At 56.3% G+C, this 13,951-nt stretch carries 16 protein-coding genes; 10 read left to right on the top strand and 6 right to left on the bottom strand.

Annotation, left to right across the window (positions count from 1 at the left end; all coding sequences use genetic code 11):
• The first annotated feature begins 48 nt into the window (after positions 1-48).
• On the top strand, positions 49-234 hold the full coding sequence (locus AC0J4F_RS09335) for a hypothetical protein (protein ID WP_473026044.1): 186 nt from the start codon (positions 49-51) through the stop codon (positions 232-234).
• A gap of 145 nt (positions 235-379) precedes the next feature.
• Here AC0J4F_RS09335 and AC0J4F_RS09330 read toward each other — a convergent pair whose 3' ends face one another.
• Positions 380-1,804 carry an aldehyde dehydrogenase family protein gene (locus tag AC0J4F_RS09330; protein ID WP_473026043.1) on the bottom strand — a complete coding sequence of 475 codons (1,425 nt, stop codon included), beginning with the start codon at positions 1,802-1,804 and terminating at the stop codon, positions 380-382.
• A 21-nt stretch (positions 1,805-1,825) separates the two neighbouring features.
• Positions 1,826-2,800, bottom strand: a complete 975-nt coding sequence (locus AC0J4F_RS09325; RefSeq protein WP_473026042.1) for an NAD(P)-dependent oxidoreductase — start codon at positions 2,798-2,800, stop codon at positions 1,826-1,828.
• A gap of 118 nt (positions 2,801-2,918) precedes the next feature.
• Here AC0J4F_RS09325 and AC0J4F_RS09320 point away from each other — a divergent pair, with 118 nt between their 5' ends.
• The gene (locus tag AC0J4F_RS09320; protein ID WP_133951751.1) at positions 2,919-3,794 is read left to right on the top strand and encodes a LysR substrate-binding domain-containing protein; all 876 of its coding nucleotides are present in this window, start codon (positions 2,919-2,921) and stop codon (positions 3,792-3,794) included.
• Positions 3,795-3,800: 6 nt separating this feature from the next.
• On the opposite strand, the gene AC0J4F_RS09315 is transcribed toward AC0J4F_RS09320, so the two are convergent.
• Complete coding sequence (locus AC0J4F_RS09315; protein WP_473026041.1) at positions 3,801-4,889, bottom strand: YeeE/YedE family protein; 1,089 nt, start codon at positions 4,887-4,889, stop codon at positions 3,801-3,803.
• A gap of 123 nt (positions 4,890-5,012) precedes the next feature.
• Here AC0J4F_RS09315 and AC0J4F_RS09310 point away from each other — a divergent pair, with 123 nt between their 5' ends.
• Positions 5,013-5,951, top strand: coding sequence for an MBL fold metallo-hydrolase (locus AC0J4F_RS09310; RefSeq protein ID WP_473026040.1), 939 nt, complete (start codon positions 5,013-5,015; stop codon positions 5,949-5,951).
• Between the two features lie 92 nt (positions 5,952-6,043).
• Here AC0J4F_RS09310 and AC0J4F_RS09305 read toward each other — a convergent pair whose 3' ends face one another.
• The 3 genes from AC0J4F_RS09305 to AC0J4F_RS09295 all read right to left on the bottom strand — a co-directional run bounded on the left by AC0J4F_RS09305 (position 6,044) and on the right by AC0J4F_RS09295 (position 8,132).
• Entirely contained in the window at positions 6,044-7,150 is a 1,107-nt protein-coding gene (locus AC0J4F_RS09305) for a YeeE/YedE family protein (protein WP_473026039.1), read from the bottom strand.
• Between the two features lie 139 nt (positions 7,151-7,289).
• Positions 7,290-7,649, bottom strand: coding sequence for an ArsR/SmtB family transcription factor (locus tag AC0J4F_RS09300; protein WP_133951745.1), 360 nt, complete (start codon positions 7,647-7,649; stop codon positions 7,290-7,292).
• A gap of 93 nt (positions 7,650-7,742) precedes the next feature.
• The gene (locus AC0J4F_RS09295) at positions 7,743-8,132 is read right to left on the bottom strand and encodes a thioredoxin domain-containing protein (RefSeq protein WP_208326760.1); all 390 of its coding nucleotides are present in this window, start codon (positions 8,130-8,132) and stop codon (positions 7,743-7,745) included.
• Positions 8,133-8,226: 94 nt separating this feature from the next.
• Here AC0J4F_RS09295 and AC0J4F_RS09290 point away from each other — a divergent pair, with 94 nt between their 5' ends.
• From AC0J4F_RS09290 to soxB, 7 genes are all read left to right on the top strand, one after another.
• Entirely contained in the window at positions 8,227-8,961 is a 735-nt protein-coding gene (locus AC0J4F_RS09290) for a cytochrome c biogenesis CcdA family protein (protein ID WP_133951743.1), read from the top strand.
• Positions 8,962-8,983: 22 nt separating this feature from the next.
• Positions 8,984-9,580 (top strand): SoxW family protein, encoded by a 597-nt coding sequence (locus tag AC0J4F_RS09285; RefSeq protein WP_133951741.1) that lies wholly within the window; start codon positions 8,984-8,986, stop codon positions 9,578-9,580.
• 154 nt (positions 9,581-9,734) lie between these two features.
• Positions 9,735-10,214 carry a sulfur oxidation c-type cytochrome SoxX gene (gene soxX, locus AC0J4F_RS09280; RefSeq protein WP_133951739.1) on the top strand — a complete coding sequence of 160 codons (480 nt, stop codon included), beginning with the start codon at positions 9,735-9,737 and terminating at the stop codon, positions 10,212-10,214.
• Positions 10,215-10,237: 23 nt separating this feature from the next.
• A complete protein-coding gene (gene soxY / locus AC0J4F_RS09275; protein ID WP_133951737.1) occupies positions 10,238-10,687 on the top strand; it encodes a thiosulfate oxidation carrier protein SoxY in 450 nt (149 codons plus the stop codon).
• Positions 10,688-10,810: 123 nt separating this feature from the next.
• The gene (gene soxZ / locus AC0J4F_RS09270) at positions 10,811-11,140 is read left to right on the top strand and encodes a thiosulfate oxidation carrier complex protein SoxZ (RefSeq protein WP_473026038.1); all 330 of its coding nucleotides are present in this window, start codon (positions 10,811-10,813) and stop codon (positions 11,138-11,140) included.
• Between the two features lie 86 nt (positions 11,141-11,226).
• A complete protein-coding gene (gene soxA / locus AC0J4F_RS09265; RefSeq protein WP_209174925.1) occupies positions 11,227-12,045 on the top strand; it encodes a sulfur oxidation c-type cytochrome SoxA in 819 nt (272 codons plus the stop codon).
• A 198-nt stretch (positions 12,046-12,243) separates the two neighbouring features.
• On the top strand, positions 12,244-13,941 hold the full coding sequence (soxB, locus tag AC0J4F_RS09260; protein WP_473026037.1) for a thiosulfohydrolase SoxB: 1,698 nt from the start codon (positions 12,244-12,246) through the stop codon (positions 13,939-13,941).
• Positions 13,942-13,951 lie beyond the last annotated feature (10 nt).

Below are 13,951 nucleotides of genomic sequence, written 5' to 3'. Positions count from 1 at the left end.
CAGATGCTAACCCAATGTGATTTTTTGAACCAGGAAAGGAGTGAGCTGATGACCGCACAGACCTTGAGCTGGAAGGCCGCCATGGATGAAGTCCGGCAAGATCCCTCATTGATGCTGGCACTTGGCACCGGCGCAACGCTGACCGCGTTTCTGGCAACCGTTCACGCCTGCTGCCTCGGCCTTGCAACACCGCCGATGGCCGCGCTTCTGCAGATTTGTTCTGCGGCGGGGTGACTGGCCTTCAAAGAGCTTTGTAGGGTCAATCACCCAGAACTCACGATTGGCAGTCCCGGTCCTGAGCCGGGACCAATTGATGCAACGCAGAGACCCCGGCTCAAGGCCGGGGTGGCGTCGGCCGGGGATGTCAGGATGATTAAACTCAGGCCGTAATCGCCTTGAGTTCCAGAAAATCTTCCAGACCGAACTGGCCGAATTCGCGGCCGTTGCCGGACTGCTTGTACCCACCGAAAGGAACGTCGTAGTCAATACCCGCGCCATTGATATAGACGTTTCCAGCACGCAGTTTTCGAGCGACCCTGCCCGCCCGCTCCGGATCTCCGGTCTGGATATAGGCTGCCAGACCGTAAGGGGTGTCATTGGCGATGCGGATTGCGTCTTCTTCCGTCTCAAACGGCAAGATCGCAAGCACCGGCCCAAAGATTTCTTCCCGCGCGACGTGCATGTCGTTGGAGACGTCTGCGAAAATGGTTGGCCGAACATAGTAGCCAGTTTCCAGCCCTTCGGGCCTTCCCACACCGCCGGCAAGCAGTTTGGTGCCTTCCTTAATGCCAGCTTCAATATGTCCCTGGATCCGCTCATATTGCAGCTGACTTACGACCGGACCAATATGGTCTCCATCGCGCTCCGGATCGCCGACAGCCGTCTCGCTAGCAAATCGTTCAGCCAACGCGATAACTTCATCGTACACAGACCGCTCGACCAGAAGCCGGGTCGGCGCATCGCAGGATTGGCCCGAGTTGGCAAAACAACCTTCGACCGAAAACCGGACGGCCGTTTCAAGGTCAGCATCGGCAAAGAGTATATTGGCCGACTTGCCGCCGAGTTCCAAAGCGACACGTTTGACGGTCGCTGCTGCATTCTGGGAGACGGACGTCCCGGCCCGTGTCGAACCGGTGAACGATACCATGTCGATATCGGGGTGTGACGACATCGGCACACCGATCCCGAGACCATCCCCGTTGACCAGATTGAAGACCCCTTTGGGGCAGCCAGCCTCTTCCAGGATCTCGGCAAATAGCATCGCCGAGAGCGGCGCAACTTCGCTCGGTTTCAGGACCATCGTACATCCAGCGGCAAGTGCTGGTGCGACCTTTGCGGCAATCTGATTGATCGGCCAGTTCCAAGGTGTAATGAGACCGCAAACACCTATCGGCTCATCCCGCAAGGTGCTGCCGCCACGTGGGCTTGGCCGCTCCCATTGATGGGATTTGAGCGCTTCAAGCGTTGCCTCAAAATGCCCAGACCCTGAGGGTGTTTGCTGCTCGCGGGCAAACTTGGCTGGTGCCCCCATTTCAAGACGGATCGCCGCATCCATTTCAGCGGACCGGCGATTGTAGATTTCTATGATCCGTTCAAAGAGGGCAACACGCTCTTCAACCGAGCTCTCACCCCAGGTTTGAAACGCTGCTTTTGCGGCATCCACTGCCTTGTTCAGGTCTGCCTCACCTCCCAAAGAGATGACCGCAACCGGCTGCTCCGTTGCCGGATTGATGACATCGAAGTCATTGGCTTCAGTTGGAGCAACCCATTGCCCATCGATATAAAATTGGCGTTTATCAAGCATCTCAGTCAGATCACTCCAGACTCATTCCGCCGCGATGGCGACCGCAGCTGTTGGTCTGACTTCGTACCCCGGTTCTTCCGGCTCGTCATCTTCCATTTCGGCCGGAAAGCCATCTCCAAGGATCGTGAGTCCTGTCGCATCCTCGAGCCGCTTGATGATGTTCGGCGACAGCTCGCGAGGACCATAGCGGGAGATGCCATCGGCGAAGATCTGGTTCAACAGGGGTGACAGCTCGAGCGGGACGCTGTGTTCCTCGGCAATCGACTGGAACAATCCGATATCCTTGGCAACCAGGTCCATTGTAAAGGAAATATCCCGGGACCCATTGAGGATGACTTGACCTTCGGTTTCATGCACGAAGGAAGTCCCGGATGAGATCTTGATCGCCTCATAGGCCGTGTTGAGATCCATACCAGCCGCCTTGCAGGTGGTCAGGGCTTCACAGACGGAGACAAGGTTCGCGGTCGCCAAATAATTGGTGACCACTTTCAACACGGAAGCCGACCCGATGTCCCCTGTGTGCAGAACCCGGCGTCCCAGCACCGTCAGGAAAGGCAAGGCCTTTTCAAAGGTCTCCCGGTTACACCCGGCGAAGATCGAAATATTGCCGGTGGCCGCCCGGTGGCACCCGCCGGAAACCGGGCATTCAATGGCCGCACCGCCCTTTTCTGTTACAAGCCCGGCAAGCCGTTTGACTTCGCTGGCGTCCGTTGTCGACATTTCAGCCCAAATGGTGCCCGGACCAATGCCTTCAAGAATACCATCCGGCCCCTCGACAACTGCAGCACAGGCGGCCGGACTTGGCAGACAGGTAATCACCACATCGCAGTCTTGAGCTAGCTGTTTCGGACTTTGCCCCTTTTGGGCGCCAAGCGCGGCAAACTTCGCGATGAGATTTTCATCGAGATCGAGAACCGTGAGATCAAAACCATTGCGCAAGATGCTGCCAGCCAGTTTGCCGCCAACGTTGCCAAGACCGATAAACCCTACATGCATGTCCGCCTCTCCGAAGTTACAAGGCCAATTCAGATGGCGGAGAGGATCCCTGACTCATTGGGAAAAGAAAAACGAATAAATAGATGGACATTACTCCGAAAATTTTATCAATAAGAAGATGTCTACTCTTCCAAATCTGATGTGGCTCAGAAGCTTCGAAACGACCGCCCGGCTCGGAAGTTTCACAGCGGCCGCCGATGACCTGGGCCTCACCCAGGCCGCCGTCAGCACACATATCCGCAATCTGGAGAGCCAGCTTGGACATGCCCTGCTTCTCCGCTCGACACGCAAACTCGCACTGACCGAAATCGGAAAGGCCTATTTGCCCTCCGTGCGCAAGGCAATTGACGAGCTATCCTTGTCAACGGCAGGTCTTTTCGGGGCACGCCAGACCGGGACTGTCACCCTGCGGGCACCAATCTCAACGACGGTTCTGGTGGTCGCGCCACAACTGCCCACATTTTTGGAGCAACATCCGACAATCAAGGTTCGACTCCTGTCTGCCATCTGGGCAGAGACGGTTTTGGAGACCGAGGTCGATATCGACATTCGACTTGGTATCGGCAAATGGCCAGACGGCCACGCAGACCTTCTGGCAAGAGACACTATCATTCCCGTCTGCGCCCCCTTGCTTGCCGAAGACATAGACACGCCCGCAGCGCTTCTGGCGACACCGCTCATCCACATTCTAGGTTTTGAAGATCACTGGGACCGATACTTTGAAGAATGCGACCTGGAACGTCCAAAGGGGCAGCGGCGTGTTACTGTCGACACCACGCTTGCAGCTGTTGAACTGGCAGCTGCTGGTGCCGGGGTCGCTCTCATCCTGGAACGGGCTGCGATCCGGCTGGACGAGGCCGGGCGGCTCAAAATTCCCTTGGACATTCGTATTCCACTCGGACAAGACCACTACCTTGTGGAACGGGATCACTTGGCAAGAACTCGCCCTGAGGTGGAGACGGTGAAAAACTGGCTGAGGACGATCCTCACATAGCCTTGCTCAGGACGCTCCGACGACCGGCTGCGCCGATGCGGTCTTGGCCGGACGGCCATTCAATGCAAAGTCGGTCAATCCCGCAGATAGCCAGATCGCCGAGAGCGTAATCCATGCAGTCACCGCGAAAACAGAGGCCCCGGTGATACCCGCGCCAACGGCACATCCGCCTGCCAGCATACCGCCAAAGCCCATGAGCGCGGCTCCGGTACCATAGCGGGCCATAGACCGGCCACCTTCAAAACCCTGAAGCTCCAATTCGCGGGAAAAAAGTGCAGCGAGGAACGAGCCGGCAAAAACGCCGGGGACAAGTCCGATACCAAAATCGAGCGCAGACTGCGCGGGCGACAAGAACAGCATCAACGTATCAGCCGAGGGGCCGGTAAAGGTGATGCCTTCGATCTGCACCGGCTCAAACGCCTGGCTGGCAACGGAAGCTGTGAACCACCATGCGAGCGGTACGGCAAGCCCCGCTCCGCACGCTGCAATTGCTTGCCAAAGGGGTGTTTTGGCCTTGATCGCAATCACAATTCCGGCACCCAACCAAAGCAACGCAAAACCCAGTACGACTGTCTGCGACAATTCTAAATGGGCAATCAAATCATTCCCGCCGATGTCCGCCGTTGTCCAGAGCCCGGCCATCCATTCGCGCATGGGTTTCAAGATCCCCCGAAGGCTGGCTTGGGCAATCACCGCAAAGACCAAACCCGACAGAAGCGCCCGCAAGTTCCCGGTCGCGGAGAGGACGAGAAGCCGGCTGGCGCACCCCCGGGCCAAGACCATTCCAATGCCAAACATCACGCCGCCCAACGCTGCGCCGGAGAGACTTTGCAGAGAGGCGAGTTGACGGGCTTCCTGCGATGGCACTTCGCCTAAGCCGACAAGCAACTGCGTTCCAAGAAGCGCTGCGGAGAACGCGAATAGCCAGATTGATAAACGAACCCCAAAAACACCGTGCGCAAAATCGAGAGCTGCTGCCCTCAGACAGAACCGGCTTTGCTGTGCGAACCCCCCAAACAAAGCACCGGCCAGAAAGCCGCCCGCAGTCAAAATCGCAGGTTCTGAAAATCGATCCAGAAAGTAGGTCAAATCCATCGTTTTCTACCGATTAGCCGGTGTTGGATCTGCAACACTTGCCTGCCTCTTTCCCCATCTGCATTGACGTTTCTCAAGGAAACATAGATAAATTCATAAATTTGAATATGTGGAGGATTAAGCATGCCGGTTGCCTTGAAAGAACACCCCTCGCGCCGCCTTTTGTTAAAGGCCGGACTCGGCATAGGAGCAGCTGCGATCACGGGCCTCCGCCCTTCCTTTGCAGCCTCGAACCAAATAAATCTCGGCGGCAATGAGGTCAGCGTCTTTTCTGACGGCAACTTGAGCCTACCGATGAATTTCCTTCTGCCTGAGCAAAGCCCGGAGGAGATTCAGGCACTGTTGAAACCTCATGGCCTGCCAACCGATACAGCATCACCGGACTGCAACATCACCCTCCTGCGCCAGGACGACCGGCTTGTTCTGTTCGATGCAGGCGCCGGAGCCAACTTCCAGCCCAGCGCAGGCGAGCTGCTGTCTGGTCTTGAAGAGGCCGGCATTGATCCTTCAGACGTGACCGATGTGATCTTCACCCACGCCCACCCGGATCATCTCTGGGGTATTCTCGATGACTTTGACGACGTGCTTTATTCAGAAGCGACACTCTGGGTGCCACAAGCTGAATGGGACTATTGGCGCGCCGATGACACGCTGGCGAAGACACCGGAAGCCCGTAAAAGCTTCGTCGTCGGGGCGCAGGCACGCTTTGAGGCAATCGAAGACCAGGTGCAGATGGTCACGCCCGGAATGGAAGTCGTACCCGGTGTTGAAGCTGTCGACACGTCCGGTCATACGCCGGGTCACACGTCCTATATGATACATGGAGATGGTGAATCCGTTCTGGTCGTTGGGGATGCAATCACCAATTCAGTGATTTCCTTCGAGAAGCCCGACTGGGTGTCTGGATCGGATCAGGACCCGCAAAAGGGTATAAATACACGGAAGGCTCTTCTTGATCGCCTGGCCACGGACCAAACGCAATTGATCGGCTTTCATCTGCCGGACATGGGCATCGGCCGGGTCGAGCGCACAGGTTCGGTTTACAAGTTCGTGGCGGGCTGAAGCTGCGAAGCCACCCCGGCCTTGAGCCAGGGCCTCAATAGTGGTCCCGGTTCACAACCGGGACTGCACTAGTCCGTACAACTCCGCTGCCGCTATTCCGCTGGATGACGATGATCGGCGCCGTCACTCCGTCGGAAAGCCGCCAGGGCGGAGCCTTCGACGAGCCACGCGAGACCCACCCGGGCGCCGAATGCCATGGACAGCATCACGATCGGTGCCGAGATCGCCATGGTGGAAAAACCCGTAATGCCCTGCCCAACGGTGCAGCCCATTGCGAAAACACCACCGATGCCCATGAGTGTACCGCCAAGAATGTGACGTCCGAGTTCCCGGGCATCGTCACAGGCTTCCCAGCGGATATCGCGTTTCCAGAGAGCTGCAAGAACCGCACCAGTCAGCGTGCCCGCAACAAGTCCGACACCATAGTCGGGCCAGACACCGGTGTAGGTGATCAGCTGCAAAATACTGTCTCCAACCGGCACAACGAAGGACCCTGCCTCGATCTGCACCGGATCAAAGGAATTTGCGGCCACGTAAGTTGTGGCCCACCAGCCGAACGGGATAACCAGACCGATTGCAGCAGCAGAGGCGATTTTAGCCCGGGCACGGCGATAGGCCTTGTCCTTGAATATCCAGCCCAATCCAAACGCAACCATGAGAAGCGCGACCAGCCACCGCAGATCGAAACCAGCCAGACTGGAGACAATATCGCCCATGGACTGACTTCCAGCGGCGGCGAAGGTAATCATTTGATCATCAACCAATGGCACCCGAATGATGCCGACGATCCCGCGCTGAGCGGCCAATGCGGCCAGTCCGATGACGGTCAGAACCACCAGAGCTCTCAGACTGCCGCCACCAAGGCGCAACACGGCGCCAAACCCGCACGTGCCAACCAGGGCCATGCCGAGGCCAAACATCGCCCCACCGAGAACCGCGCCGGTCCAAGGAAACCCCGGATCGAGATAAAAGGACGCTCCAGTGTCGGCGAGACCGAATGCGACAAGCACCTGCGTTCCGATCAAGGCAACCACGGCTGCAAGCACCCAGGTTCTGAGCCCGGAACTGTCTCCGGCATACCAGTGGCGCTCCAGCGCGGACAGAGTGCAAAAGTGTGTGGCGCGGCCAATAAATCCAAGAACGCATCCGGCAAGAACGCCGAATACAGGCAATACAAGCGTCAGGTCTAATTCAGGCATTGTTGGCTGCCGTTGCCGGCCCCTCGTCGCGTCCCCCCCAAAGGCCACTCTCCGGTGGCTCTTTTTAGAGAGTAACAAGGAGGATAAGGCTCTTCAACGCTCAAGCGTGCTGCAATGCACGCGGCAGCATAGTCCAAGCTTACTGATGATCGCCAGGCTGCGGACGCACGTCCTTGCAGAAAAGATCATACAACGTGGAGATGATGGAGCTCACCTCATCATCAACCAGACTGTAGTATATCATCCGGCCTTCGCGCCGCGTCTGGACAAGCCCCTCCAGACGCAATCGGGCGAGCTGCTGAGACACAGCTGCCTGTGGTACAGTCAGGATATCTTCCAGTTCTGAAACAGATTTCTCGCCTTCAGACAGTAGGCACAGGATCACAAGACGCACTTCATGCGACAGTGCTTTCAAAAGATCACTTGCCTTGCGCGCCTGACCCATCAACTGGTCGAAGTCTTCGGCGCTCATATCCTTGTTGAAGACGGGCAGGTTCATCGAACGTTTCAGTATCCGTACAGGTTCAGCGAAACTATTGCAGCGCAGCAATTCTGCGCTCATTCGGGTAGATGATGCAAGTGGCAGCAATAATCAACTGCCGCTTTTTCTGTGCTCCTCCAGTTTGTCGAGCATATCGCCGAGCAGTGGCCAGAAAAAATGCTCACCGGGATACCCGCGGAGCCGTGCGATCTCCTTGCCATCTTCAACAAGAATGAAAGTCGGTGTCAGCCGTTCCCGTTGAACGTTTCCCAGATCTTCCGGCCAGCCGTCCGTGATATCCACACGGCGCAAGGGAGCACGTTTGCCCTCGTTGGTTTTCGGGTAGGCAACGCCGATCTCTTCATTCCAGATCATGCACCAGGAACAACCCGGTTGTTCAACCATGATCAATTCCGCTGCAATCCCGGGCCTCGGAAACGCAGCAAGTCCGGCAAAAAAGGCGCTCGCAACCAGCGCTCCCACAACATTCAAACGACGCACTTGCCATTCTCCGTGTTTTCTGTGATTGCAATATATATGACTTTTTGAATATTTTAAACAAAACACAAAGTCGTCATGTCTGGGAGGACACTTTATGCTCGAGGTTTCGTGGGGCGCGGCGTTTCTGGCGGGATTGCTGTCCTTTGTGTCGCCTTGCGTCCTGCCAATTGTACCGCCTTACTTGTGTTACCTCGCCGGCGTGAGCGTGGACGAGTTGAAGGGTGATGCGGCAACGACCGCCACCGGACGCCGGGTGGTCCTGGCCGCAATTGCGTTCGTGCTCGGCTTCTCAGCCGTGTTCGTGGCGCTTGGAGCAACCGCGAGTGTGATCGGGCAATCTATCGCGCGCTATTACGATGTTCTGTCCTATATCGCCGGCACGATCATCATTATCATGGGTCTGCACTTTCTCGGCATTTTCCGGATCGGACTATTGTTCCGCGAGGCAAGAGTTCACGTGGAGACCAAACCGGCTGGTCTGGTCGGTGCATTCATCATGGGGCTCGCCTTTGCATTCGGCTGGACGCCGTGTGTCGGGCCCGTGCTTGCTGCAATCTTGTTTGTTGCCGGATCGTCGCAAACGACGTGGCATGGCGCAGGCCTTCTGGCCGTCTACGCCTTAGGCATAGGTATTCCGTTCATTCTCGCGGCCGCCTTTGCCAGCCGGTTTCTGGGCTGGGCCAGTCGCTTCCGCAAGCATATGGGTACGATCGAAAAAATCATGGGCGGGTTCTTGGTCTTGACCGGAGTTCTGTTCATCACCGGCCAGATGTCGGCCATTGCTTTCTGGCTGTTGGAAACATTCCCGGTTTTTTCACAAATCGGCTGAGCGCATCTGGGAGGAGCTCGACATGCATGAGATCATCAAATCATTCGCGGCGGCAGCGGTCTGCTTAACGCTGAGCCACACCGCAGGGCATGCCGCAACCCTCGGCGAAGACGGGCTCCACAAACAGCCCTGGTTCACCATCACTTTCAAGGATATCGCAGAAGATATCGAAACAGCATCCGACGAGGGAAAACGCCTCGCCTTGGTGTTCGAGCAACGCGGCTGCATCTACTGCAAAGCCATGCATGAGAAGCTCCTGAGCGACCCGGAAGTGACGGACTACATCAAAGAGCACTTCATGGTCGTGCAATACAACATGTTCGGCGACGAAGAAGTCATCGACATTGACGGAGAAGAGCTGACCGAGAAGACCGCCGCCCGAAAATGGGGCTATGTGTTCACGCCAACAATCGTCTTTCTTCCAGACGAAATACCGGAAGACGGCACGGTCGCGGATTCGGCGGTTGCGACAATGCCAGGATCATTCGGCAAGTGGACATTTCTGAATATGTTCCGCTGGGTGAACGAAAAAGGCTACGAAAGTGACGAACACTTTCAGAAATATCACGCTCGTATAATCAATGAGTTACGTGACCAAGGCCGTCTTGGAGGGGACTAAAACTTGCACAAATTTGAAAGTCCGCAAAAAGGCGTATTGCATAACATATGCAAAAAATCATATCTTTTAATGTGAGGAGAACAGATGGACCGTGGAAATGAGTCCATCTTGGGTACGGTGGAGCGTACCCGCACTGAGGAGGAAAGCCGATAACATGACAAAGGGCGCAACACTTAAACGCCTGCCGGCAGCAATAGCCGGACTGGCCATAATGGCTGCATCCGCTGCGACTGCGGAAACAGTGGCTCCGGACAGCGTTCCAATTGAAGACATGGAATTGAAGGTCTCTCTAACGGGGACACCAGGGGATGCCACCGTTGGCCGCGAGACTTTTGCCGATCGAAAAAAAGGCAACTGCCTTGCCTGCCATGCCAATGAAGATCTCAAGGATCAATTGTTTCATGGCGAGGTCGGACCTGAACTGAACGGCGTGGCCGATCGTTGGACTGAGGAGCAGCTGCGGGCGATCGTTGTGAACAGCAAAGCTGTCTTTGGCGACCAATCCATCATGCCCGGTTTCTACACGATGAAGGTCGGCGTGAACGTTGCTGAGAAGCATCAGGGGAAGACCATCCTTTCGGCGCAAGACGTCGAAGATGTCGTCGCCTACCTCATGACACTCAAAGAAAACTGATCTCGGGACTCAAGGAGCAAGAGATGACCATCACCAGACGCCAGGCATTGGGCTTGACTGCAGGCGCAGCGGCTTTCCTGACATTCGCACCGCGGATCTCTTTCGCGGCCACCGCAGAAACCGATGAAGCGATCAAAGCTTTTACAGGCGGAGCAACTCCAACAGAGGGGACAGTTTCGCTAGACACTCCGGAAATCGCTGAAAACGGCAACACCGTTCCCGTGGGTGTGACCGTCGACAGCCCAATGACTGAAAACAGCTATGTTGAGTCGGTTCTAATCCTCGCGGATGGCAACCCGAGCCCAGCAGTCGCTACATTCCACTTCACAGCCATGAGCGGAGCAGCGGAGGCCAAGACCCGGATCCGTCTTGCCAAAACTCAAAATGTTATCGCTGTAGCCAAGATGAATGACGGCTCAACTTTCATGGACACCAAAGAAGTCAAGGTCACGATCGGCGGTTGCGGCGGATAACGCACGCTTTTGGCGGACAATGGCGGTCTGCCATCCATGCATCCAATGAGACATGACTTTGGGCCGAAATCAGCAGCGTAGAATTCAGCGCAGATCGGTCCAAACGAGGAAAGGAACAAAACAATGGCAGCTCCAAAACCCCGCGTGAAGGTGCCGAAAAAGGCGTCTCAGGGCGAAGTCATCACCATCAAAACGCTGATCAGTCATCCAATGGAATCTGGTCAGCGCAAGGATAAGAAAACCGGCGAGCTCATTCCGCGAAAGATCATCAACAAGTTCTCTTGTGAATTTAATGGCCAGGCGGTCTTCAGTTGTGATCTCGATCCCGCGGTCTCGGCAAACCCTTACATGGAGTTCAACGCCAAGGTGAACGAGCCCGGCACGTTCAAGTTCACCTGGGTGGACGATGACGGCAGCGTCTACGAAACAGAAAAGAAAATCACAATCGAATAGAGCCGCAGTCAGTTGGACCGCACAAATCGGGAGGAGACGATTTGGCCAAAGTAGTAAAACATGTCGCCGTGCTATTTGCCGGTGTGATGCTTGGGGGAAGCACCGCCGCACTCGCAGGAGGTCCCTCGGATGACAAGTTGGTTATCGATGACGAGATCGAAATCATCACTCGAACAGCTGCTCCGGAAGGGCATCCGTTGGATGAAGTGATTTCAGGCTGGCACTACCGGACAGAGGAAACACGCGCGCTGGAGGCTGACAGTTTCCAGAACCCGGGCATGCTTTATGTCGAACGTGGTGAGGAAATCTGGAACACGGTCGACGGCGCTGCCGGGAAATCCTGCGCATCTTGCCATGGCGATGACGGTGAGTTCCTGAAAGGGCTCGGGGCGAACTACCCAAAATGGGATGAAGCCAACAATCGACCGATCAACATCGAACTGCAGATCAACGCCTGCCGCGAAGCCAACATGGAGGCGAAACCCTACAAGTTTGATGCTGCCGATCAAAAAGCACTGACAACCTACATCAAGCACCAGTCTATAGGCATACCGGTCGAGGTCGATTTGACCCAGGGCGAGATGAAGAGCTGGTGGGACAAGGGCGAGGAACTCTATTACACCCGGACTGGCCAGTTGAACCTGTCTTGCGCAACCTGCCATGAAGACTACAACGGCAATTACATCCGTGCGGATCACCTCAGCCAGGGCAACGTCAATGGTTTCCCAACCTATCGTCTGAAGCAAAGCTCGATGGTGTCCCTGCACAACCGGTTCCGCGGCTGTATTCGCGACACCCGGGCGGAGTTTCCAGCAGCATTTTCTGACGACCTGATGGCTTTGGAAGTCTACGTGACTTGGCGCGGGTCCGGCCTGTCGGTCGAAACACCGGCCGTACGCCAGTAAGACAATACGAGAACTTGGAAGCGGCGGTGGACTGCCGCTTCTCAAACTCCGGCCAGGGCGCCGGCGACGGATCAAATCAACACCGGTCGATAAAACGATCAAGGTGCGTAAGTTTATACGCGCCAACAGAAAAACTTTGCCTTTTGCTATTGGCTAATTCGGAGGCTTTGGCCTCATCAGGATTCGGGAGTTAAGTGAATGTTTTCAAGACGCGAGTTCTTGATGGCGGCAACCGCAACCAGCGCCCTGCTCGGCTCCGGCATGGCCGGCTCGTGGTCAAAGCTGATGGCACAACAGGCGTTGAGCGAAGACCAACTCCTGGCCATGGAGCCGGCAGGGTCCCTGACGCTGGTCCACATTACCGACATTCATGCCCAGCTGAAGCCGATCTACTTCCGGGAACCCTCCATCAATCTCGGCATTGGCGATGTCACCGGCAAACCGCCGCATGTGACCGGCGCGGACTTTCTCAAACTCTACAACATCGAAGCTGGTTCGCCGGACGCCTACGCACTCACATCAGAGGACTTCGCTTCACTGGCTAAATCCTACGGCAAGATGGGCGGCATGGACCGGGTGGCAACCGTGATCAAGCGCATCCGCGCCGAGCGCGGCGATGACAACGTCCTGCTACTGGACGGGGGCGACACCTGGCAGGGCAGTTACACGTCCAATCAAACGCTTGGCCAGGACATGGTAACGGTCATGAACGCCTTGAAACCGGATGCCATGACCGGCCACTGGGAATTCACCTACGGCACGGACCGGGTTCAGGAGATCATCGACGATCTCCCCTTCGCGTTCCTGGGCTCAAACATTTACGACAACGAGTGGGATGAGCCGGCGTTCGAAGCCTGGAAGATGTTTGAGCGTGGCGGGTCGAAGGTTGCGGTCATCGGACAGGCATTCCCCTACACGCCGATCGCCAATCCACGCTGGATGATTCCGGGCTGGTCCTTCGGCATCCGCGAGGAAGACATTGCCAAGCACGTCGAAGAGGCCCGCGGCGAAGGCGCAGAAGTCATTATCTTGCTCTCTCACAATGGATTCGACGTTGACCGGAAGCTTGCCTCCAACGTTGCTGGCATCGACGTCATCCTGACCGGCCACACGCACGACGCTTTGCCTGAACCGGTCATTGTCAATGACACGCTGGTGATTGCATCTGGCTCGAACGGCAAGTTCGTCTCCCGCGTTGATCTGGATGTGAAAGACGGCGCGGTTGTTGGCTACAAGTACCGTCTGATCCCGATCTTTTCTGACGTAATCACGCCAGATGCAGAGATGAGTGCGCTGATAGATGAGGTCCGCGCGCCCTTTGAGGCAGACCTTTCGCGGGTTCTCGGCAAGACAGAAAGCCTCCTTTACCGGCGCGGCAACTTTAACGGCACCTTCGATGACCTGATTTGTCAGGCGCTTCTGGAAGAACGCGACGCCCAGATTGCACTGTCGCCCGGCTTCCGCTGGGGCACCAGCCTCCTGCCCGGTCAAGACATTACCTTCGAAGACCTCCACAACGCCTGTGCCATGACCTATCCGGCCGCTTATCGCTCCACCATGAACGGTCAAATGCTGAAGGACATTCTTGAAGACGTTGGCGACAACCTCTTCAACAAGGACCCGTATTACCAGCAAGGCGGCGACATGGTCCGCGTTGGCGGCATGGGGTACACGATCGACCCCAAAATGGAGATCGGCGAACGCATCTCCGACATGACGCTTCTTTCAACCGGCGAGCCGATAGATCCAGCAAAAGACTACGTCGTTGCCGGCTGGGCTTCGGTCAATGAAGACACCGAGGGCCCGGCGATCTGGGACGTCGTTGAAAACCACATCACCAAAAATCCGACCGTGAAGCTTCCGGACAATGAGTCCGTGAAGGTGATCGGTGTCTAAATTTGTTTAA

It is taken from the genome of Roseibium sp. R5, assembly GCF_055755305.1.
Note: the sequence above shows the minus strand (reverse complement) of the source record. Positions and strands in the feature narration are given on the sequence as shown.

Bases quoted from the DNA above. Each gene is read 5' to 3' on its own strand.
- AC0J4F_RS09335 (WP_473026044.1), top strand. From the start codon at position 49: ATGACCGCACAGACCTTGAGCTGGAAGGCCGCCATGGATGAAGTCCGG.
- AC0J4F_RS09330 (WP_473026043.1), bottom strand. From the start codon at position 1,804: ATGCTTGATAAACGCCAATTTTATATCGATGGGCAATGGGTTGCTCCA.
- AC0J4F_RS09325 (WP_473026042.1), bottom strand. From the start codon at position 2,800: ATGCATGTAGGGTTTATCGGTCTTGGCAACGTTGGCGGCAAACTGGCT.
- AC0J4F_RS09320 (WP_133951751.1), top strand. From the start codon at position 2,919: ATGTCTACTCTTCCAAATCTGATGTGGCTCAGAAGCTTCGAAACGACC.
- AC0J4F_RS09315 (WP_473026041.1), bottom strand. From the start codon at position 4,889: ATGGATTTGACCTACTTTCTGGATCGATTTTCAGAACCTGCGATTTTG.
- AC0J4F_RS09310 (WP_473026040.1), top strand. From the start codon at position 5,013: ATGCCGGTTGCCTTGAAAGAACACCCCTCGCGCCGCCTTTTGTTAAAG.
- AC0J4F_RS09305 (WP_473026039.1), bottom strand. From the start codon at position 7,150: ATGCCTGAATTAGACCTGACGCTTGTATTGCCTGTATTCGGCGTTCTT.
- AC0J4F_RS09300 (WP_133951745.1), bottom strand. From the start codon at position 7,649: ATGAACCTGCCCGTCTTCAACAAGGATATGAGCGCCGAAGACTTCGAC.
- AC0J4F_RS09290 (WP_133951743.1), top strand. From the start codon at position 8,227: ATGCTCGAGGTTTCGTGGGGCGCGGCGTTTCTGGCGGGATTGCTGTCC.
- AC0J4F_RS09285 (WP_133951741.1), top strand. From the start codon at position 8,984: ATGCATGAGATCATCAAATCATTCGCGGCGGCAGCGGTCTGCTTAACG.
- soxX (WP_133951739.1), top strand. From the start codon at position 9,735: ATGACAAAGGGCGCAACACTTAAACGCCTGCCGGCAGCAATAGCCGGA.
- soxY (WP_133951737.1), top strand. From the start codon at position 10,238: ATGACCATCACCAGACGCCAGGCATTGGGCTTGACTGCAGGCGCAGCG.
- soxZ (WP_473026038.1), top strand. From the start codon at position 10,811: ATGGCAGCTCCAAAACCCCGCGTGAAGGTGCCGAAAAAGGCGTCTCAG.
- soxA (WP_209174925.1), top strand. From the start codon at position 11,227: ATGCTTGGGGGAAGCACCGCCGCACTCGCAGGAGGTCCCTCGGATGAC.
- soxB (WP_473026037.1), top strand. From the start codon at position 12,244: ATGTTTTCAAGACGCGAGTTCTTGATGGCGGCAACCGCAACCAGCGCC.